Source organism: Lysinibacillus sp. Bpr_S20 (assembly GCF_023337835.1).
Taxonomy (GTDB): domain Bacteria; phylum Bacillota; class Bacilli; order Bacillales_A; family Planococcaceae; genus Lysinibacillus.
Genome location: NZ_JALNLQ010000010.1, coordinates 166,074 through 172,169 on the forward strand (window position 1 = coordinate 166,074; position 6,096 = coordinate 172,169).

Consider the following 6,096-nt stretch of genomic DNA (forward strand, 5'->3'; position numbering starts at 1 on the left):
AACTCCTTTCAAACGAATTCCATACATTTGAAATCCCATTTCACTATTATACTGAATAATGGCAACATCCTACAAGGCTTGTGTACTAAATGTCGCGGTTTAGACTTAATTACTCTTAGCTAGATGGCTATTTTCATTTGGTTGCGGGGGGCGTCAGTTTTACGGGAGGGGCTCTTTGTCGGCTTAACAGTTATTTTCACCATTTTAAGGACTCTATCCGTCATTTTGATGGTTCTATCCACGACTTTGACGGTTTTATCCGTCGCTTTGAATTCTCTTTCCGTCATTTCGTCGGTTCTATCCGTCGCCTTGACATCTTTCCGTCGCTTCGCTGATTTTATCCGTCCCTTTGACTTCTCTTTCCGTCATTTCGTCGGTTCTATCCGTCGCCTTGAATTCTTTCCGTCACTTCGCCGATTTTATCCGTCGCTTTGACTTCTCTTTCCATCACTTCGTCGGTTCTATCCGTCGCCTTGAATTCTCTTTCCATCGCTTCGCCAGTTCTATCCGTCGCCTTGAATTCTTTCCGTCGCTTCGACGATTTTATCCGTCCCTTTGACTTCTCTTTCCGTCATTTCGTCGGTTCTATCCGTCGCCTTGAATTCTTTCCGTCGCTTCGCATATTCTATCCGTCACTTCATCAGTTCCTATCAACGACTCTAGTCGTCCTCCAAGGAATCTAGCCCTGTATGCGCACGTTTATGTAGCTTTCCAAGACGTGCACATACTCTAGATTAATTTTGTAAACCAAGAAAATCTGCATATGTATGCGGCTCGTTCTCCTTTAAAATTGTTAAAAATGTAAAGGCAAGCTGTACAACTGACCACCATCTCATATTGTAGGACATCTCAAAGCGAGCAGGTTCTAATGTAAAAACATCCTGAAAAATATCCAGTGGATCAATCTTTTCATCTTTTAATATTGAGAGAAAACCTAAAAACAACGAATGGTCCTTGATTTCAATCACTTTTCCTTCAACTAGTGCATCAATATTTTCTGGTTGTTGGAAATTACATTGTGTCGCAACATACCTTTCTAAATCCTGGGCGCGCTGTCTTTCTTCACGTTCTTTTTTCTTCGCAACAAAATCAATGACGTTATCCACGTGCATCGCCTCTTCTTTTTTTCTTTTATTGTATCATTTTTCACAATACTATTGCCCGAACACACTCCCCATTTTTTCCATTTACCAAAACAAAAAGAATGATCGTAGCAAATTTGCCATAATCATTCTTTTCTCAAGGTATTTTATCAGGTGTGCTACCCAACCATTTTTATTAATTAAAGGCTCGTCATCATAGCGTGGGGTTGATTTCCGTTCTGGCTGGGCGCTTCTTTGATTGGGGTTGGGGTTGGGATTGGGATTGTAATGGTCACTTTACCTCCACCAGCTGATGAATCATTGGAAATTAGCAGTTTTCCACCATGACTCTGAACAATTGATTGGGCAATATAAAGTCCCATCCCATGATGATTTCCCGCATTTCTGCTTGGATCTCCGCGATAAAATTGTTTGGTAGCCTCATTTAAATCTCTCGGAGAAAATCCACGGCCGCTATCGGTAACGGTAAACTGAATAAAGTCAGAAGCGCTTTGAACAGTTAATGTCACCTTTCCGTTTTCAGGTGTGTGCTCTACAGCATTAGCAATAACATTTATAATCGCACGATAGAACTGCTCTTCATCGATAAAAATACATACAGGAAGGGATTCCTTTTGAACATCTACTTGAAGCCTTTTTTCCAACGTAAGAGCTCTCATTTGATCTTCTACACCTGTTATAAATGCATCCGTTTTAACATTCGTTTTTTCACGAACGATATTTTTCTCCATTTTCGATAAATCAATTAGCTCTTTCGTGAATTTTTCTATTTCCATTGTATTTTTCAAAATATAGTCATTATATTCTCTTTGACTATCATCTTGATCGGTATCCTGCAAAAGCTCTGCATTCCCCCGAATAATTGTGAGCGGTGTTTTCAGATCATGAGCAAGAGCAGAAATTTGTTCTCTACGGGTCTGCTCTGTTTCCCATTGCTGTTTTAACGAGTTGTTTAAGGCTTCTTTCATTTGCTCAAGAGAAATCGATATTTCATCTATTTCACGAATTCCTGAATGGTGAATCGTAAAATCCAAATTTTGATTTTGTATTTTTTCAATCGCTTCCTGCAAGCCAAACATTTTTTTCTTTAAACTTCTGCCAAAGTGAATAGCAAGCACAGTTGCATAAGCTACTATTCCTATAATAAATAGTAGAAATTCTAACATTTGCGGATTAGGCAAGTATTTCCTTAAAATTTCTGAACGATATTGGGGTACTAAATAATATCGTAATATACAAATCTCATTTTCTCGCTCTATAAACGAGTAAAATTGGGAACCACTTTGAGTTTCCCCTTTTTTCATTACATCCCAGGCTTTAAAAGCTTCCTTTTCTGAAAGATTCCCTGCAAGAAATTGTCCATTTTTAGAATAGACGGCATAATCAACAAGGTCTGGAATAATATCAGCTGTTACCGAACTACTAGATGCAATGCGATCCTTAGATAATGAAATTTGATTTTCTGCATAATTTGCTGGCAACACGATGTTGGCAGAAAAGGTAAATAAAAATATACTAAACAGTAGTACTACTAATAGAATAGTGCCTAAACACAGTAAAAGGAGATATCGTAGAAAAAAAGTATGTAGTCGAGTTCCTTTAGTTGGCTTTATTGTCTCCATTTATATCCGATCCCCCAAACAGTGTCAATGGCGTCAACATGAAAGGTATGTAACTTTGAACGAATATTTTTAATATGCTCGGTAATAGCGGTACTGTCACTCTTCCCATCAAACCCAAAAATAGTTTCATAAATCTTTTCTTTCGAAAACACCTGTCCTCGGTTTCGAGCTAAAAATTCGCATATTTCATATTCGCTTTTTGTCAGCATAACCTTTTCATCATTTACAAACAGCTCTTTGCCAGATAGATTGAAGTGAATGTTATCTACAAAAAGGATACTACGTCGTTCTCTTTTTTCGCGCCTCAAATGTGCATTCACTCTTGCACGTAGCTCCCCAATGCCAAACGGCTTGATAATATAATCATCAGCGCCGAGACCAAGACCATACATTAGATCCTCCTCCAATGATTTAGCCGTTAAAAAAAGAATAGGACAATCTACCGCATGGCGTATTTGGCCACATAGAGTAAACCCATCTATTTCAGGCATCATCACATCCAGTAAAATTAAATCGAAGGCACCAAGATCCATTTTACTTACTTCTGTTGCATCAGAGACTGCCGTTACTAAATGTTCATCTTTTAGTAATGCATTTTTTATCAATACTAAAATACCTTTTTCATCATCTACTGCTAATATTTTTGCCATATTTCTACCCTCATCATTTCTTCATACCCTAATTATCAGACTTTCTACCTTCCCATTTCCAAAACCACAAACAAGATAATACTAACGCTAGCAATGTTCCGCAAACGGAAGTAATAATACCTTCTGGTAGTCCTAATTCCACCGTTGATAGGTCAAGCCCTGACGCCTTCAATGTCCATAACGAAACAAAGTGACCACCCCAACCATAAGGTATAAATGACCAAATCCCATCACCTAGTCCAGTGAGTAGTAAGGCTACTAATAGCGATCCCACAATACCTAATCCGATTGAGGCACCTTTACCAAAATGAAGACTAACAAAAAAATGTAAAATATATAAAAATGCATAGCCTACAAATAAAATACATCCCGCTATGAAATAAAATTGATAACCAAAAGTATCTTCATGCAACAGTTCAATAAAACCAACACTAAAAATACCGAAGGACAGTAATATTGCTCCAAAACTAAATAACAATAACAGTATCAACTTACTTAAATAGACCACTATTTTTGTTTTTGTAGCTGTTAGCATTTCCTGAAAATGTCCTGCAGTTGCTTCTTGCTCCGCTGCCATTGCACAAACTAATCCAATAATAATCGGAAACCCACATGAAAGAGCCTGAAAATAACCGGATATTTTCCAATCAAAATTCCATGGTGAATAAGAATAGTATGCTAAAAACATCCCTGAAATAATAATAGGTACTATTAAATGCGTAAGCAAAAATGGCGTTCTTTTTGTTTTAAGAAACTCTGCTCTCAGTAATCTTAACATTACCATGCACTATTTCGCCTCCCTTTTCTGAAACCAACGGGCAGTAAGGTAGCTAATTATTGCAAACCACGCTAAAGCAATTAATATACCCGGAACTATCACCGACATACTTAATAACGGGCTGCCTTCAGGTACTGGCAGACCATTTGGTAAGATTTTTAATGTTGGACATATTAGTCTTGCTGTAATGGCGTAAGGAACACTATACCAATAATTCCCATTCGCAAATGCAATCATACCAGCAATATTGCCGACTAAATTTATTAAAATAGCCATATAAGTTCCTAATTTTGCCGCAAGGAATAAACAAAGCGGAATTTGCCATAAAAACGTGACAAAAATTAATAAACTACCTGTCAGACTATTTATGAAAGAATAGCTATTGCCAAATAGTATTCCACCAGCAGTTATTCCTGCAAAGAAAATAAGTATAATTACTAACAACCATGTACTACATGCAAGTATTTTACCAAACCAAATCTTCTTCAGATCGAGTGGCATTGCGAGAATACTATGATATTTCAATTTAGAATCTTTTTCGATCACCAATGCACAACATATCGTTAGAGCACCTGGTAAGAGCATTGTATACCACCAATTATAAGCGCCACTTTGAAAAAAACTCCCTCCCATTAATAATGCAGTTAGCAAGATCGTCACAATGGGTGCTAGCCAAACTAATTTAGGAATAAAAGTCTTTTTCCACTTTAATCTTTCAGCCTTCATAATTGAAATCATGTTACATGCCTACCTTTCTATTAGCAGACACTACTTGCATAAACAATGATTCTAATTCCTGACCTTGTGGAGCAACTCCCTGATAGCCTAATTTCCCTCCAGCAATGATGCCGACTTCATCAACAACCTGCTCTACCTCTGATAGTATATGGCTAGATAAAATGACTGTAATGCCTTGCTCTGGAAAAGAACGAATTAGTTTACGAAGCTCTTGAATGCCGATTGGATCGAGACCATTTGTTGGCTCATCAAGAATTAAAAGCTTTGGATAGTTTAATAGCGCAATTGCTATTCCAAGACGTTGTTTCATCCCTAACGAAAACTGTCCTGCTCGTTTTTTTCCTGTATTCGTCAAGTCTACGATTCTTAATACTTCATCAATACGTGACTGTGGCAATCCGAGAGCAATTGTACGAACTTTGAGGTTTTCTCTTGCCGTTAAATTTTCATATAAAGGTGGTGTTTCAATTAATACACCAATGTCTTTTAAATCATTACGATTCCACTCACGCCCATTAAAAAGTATCTTTCCTGCATTCGGACGCAGCATCCCTGTTATCATTTTTAACGCTGTTGATTTCCCAGCACCATTCGGACCAAGTAAACCATAAACAGTATTGCGAGGTATCGTTAATGACAGATCCTCTACAACTTTTTGTCCTTTAAAACTTTTACTAAGATTTTCTGTTTGTAAAATAATATCTTCCATCTGATAATCATCTTCCTTTCGATGATTATAGTGTAGAAAATGATTATAAGGATTTTATAAGGATATCGAAAATTTTTTGAAGAACAACACTATAAAAACCAAATTGGTCGGCAAAACGAGGGCGTTGAATTTCGTTCCGACTGAGCGCTTTCCTGGGGGCGTCCGATGAGCCGCTTTTGTTGCTACCGCTACGTTAGCACTACGCTTTCGCACAGAAAACATCCGCTGCGCTCCAGGGTCTCGGGCCAACACGATGTTGGTCACGAAGGCGTTATCACAGGATGTGATGGTTTTAGCCTTCGTTCCTCTATTGCTAATCCCCAAGGAGTCGCTCAGTCTCCACTCCAATCAACTACTTCACAGTGCATGTATCTACTCATTTATAATGATAAAACTAAACTTCAGCAACAAATGTTTTATGTGCGAAAGCGAAGCGACAGCAACAAATGTTTTATCTGTGCGAAAGCGAAGCGACAGCAACAAATGTTTTATCTGT

7 protein-coding genes are annotated in these 6,096 nt (G+C 37.9%); 1 reads left to right on the top strand and 6 read right to left on the bottom strand.

The genetic code is table 11. The annotated features are described in order from the left end of the window. Window positions 1-734: 734 nt before the first annotated feature. From MWJ95_RS20455 to MWJ95_RS20480, 6 genes are all read right to left on the bottom strand, one after another. Window positions 735-1,112, bottom strand: coding sequence for an ELKS/Rab6-interacting/CAST family protein (locus MWJ95_RS20455; protein WP_249075664.1), 378 nt, complete (start codon window positions 1,110-1,112; stop codon window positions 735-737). Window positions 1,113-1,282: 170 nt separating this feature from the next. Continuing rightward, window positions 1,283-2,725: a sensor histidine kinase gene (locus MWJ95_RS20460; protein WP_249107119.1), complete on the bottom strand. Its 1,443-nt coding sequence runs from the start codon at window positions 2,723-2,725 to the stop codon at window positions 1,283-1,285. Next, window positions 2,713-3,375: a response regulator transcription factor gene (locus MWJ95_RS20465; RefSeq protein WP_249075662.1), complete on the bottom strand. Its 663-nt coding sequence runs from the start codon at window positions 3,373-3,375 to the stop codon at window positions 2,713-2,715. Before MWJ95_RS20465 ends, MWJ95_RS20460 begins: the two co-directional genes overlap by 13 nt. A gap of 28 nt (window positions 3,376-3,403) precedes the next feature. Beyond that, complete coding sequence (locus MWJ95_RS20470) at window positions 3,404-4,159, bottom strand: lantibiotic immunity ABC transporter MutG family permease subunit (protein ID WP_249075661.1); 756 nt, start codon at window positions 4,157-4,159, stop codon at window positions 3,404-3,406. 3 nt (window positions 4,160-4,162) lie between these two features. Beyond that, entirely contained in the window at window positions 4,163-4,891 is a 729-nt protein-coding gene (locus tag MWJ95_RS20475) for a lantibiotic immunity ABC transporter MutE/EpiE family permease subunit (protein WP_249075660.1), read from the bottom strand. A gap of 1 nt (window position 4,892) precedes the next feature. Continuing rightward, window positions 4,893-5,600 (bottom strand): lantibiotic protection ABC transporter ATP-binding protein, encoded by a 708-nt coding sequence (locus tag MWJ95_RS20480; RefSeq protein WP_249075659.1) that lies wholly within the window; start codon window positions 5,598-5,600, stop codon window positions 4,893-4,895. 165 nt (window positions 5,601-5,765) lie between these two features. Here MWJ95_RS20480 and MWJ95_RS20485 point away from each other — a divergent pair. Beyond that, a partial coding sequence (locus MWJ95_RS20485; protein ID WP_249075658.1) for a hypothetical protein occupies window positions 5,766-6,096 on the top strand: 331 nt, incomplete at its 3' end.

What these genes read in the sequence shown, in the direction of transcription:
- MWJ95_RS20475 (WP_249075660.1), bottom strand. Translation starts at nt 4,891, where the DNA reads ATGATTTCAATTATGAAGGCTGAAAGATTAAAGTGGAAAAAGACTTTT.
- MWJ95_RS20465 (WP_249075662.1), bottom strand. Translation starts at nt 3,375, where the DNA reads ATGGCAAAAATATTAGCAGTAGATGATGAAAAAGGTATTTTAGTATTG.
- MWJ95_RS20460 (WP_249107119.1), bottom strand. Translation starts at nt 2,725, where the DNA reads ATGGAGACAATAAAGCCAACTAAAGGAACTCGACTACATACTTTTTTT.
- MWJ95_RS20470 (WP_249075661.1), bottom strand. Translation starts at nt 4,159, where the DNA reads ATGGTAATGTTAAGATTACTGAGAGCAGAGTTTCTTAAAACAAAAAGA.
- MWJ95_RS20480 (WP_249075659.1), bottom strand. Translation starts at nt 5,600, where the DNA reads ATGGAAGATATTATTTTACAAACAGAAAATCTTAGTAAAAGTTTTAAA.
- MWJ95_RS20455 (WP_249075664.1), bottom strand. Translation starts at nt 1,112, where the DNA reads ATGCACGTGGATAACGTCATTGATTTTGTTGCGAAGAAAAAAGAACGT.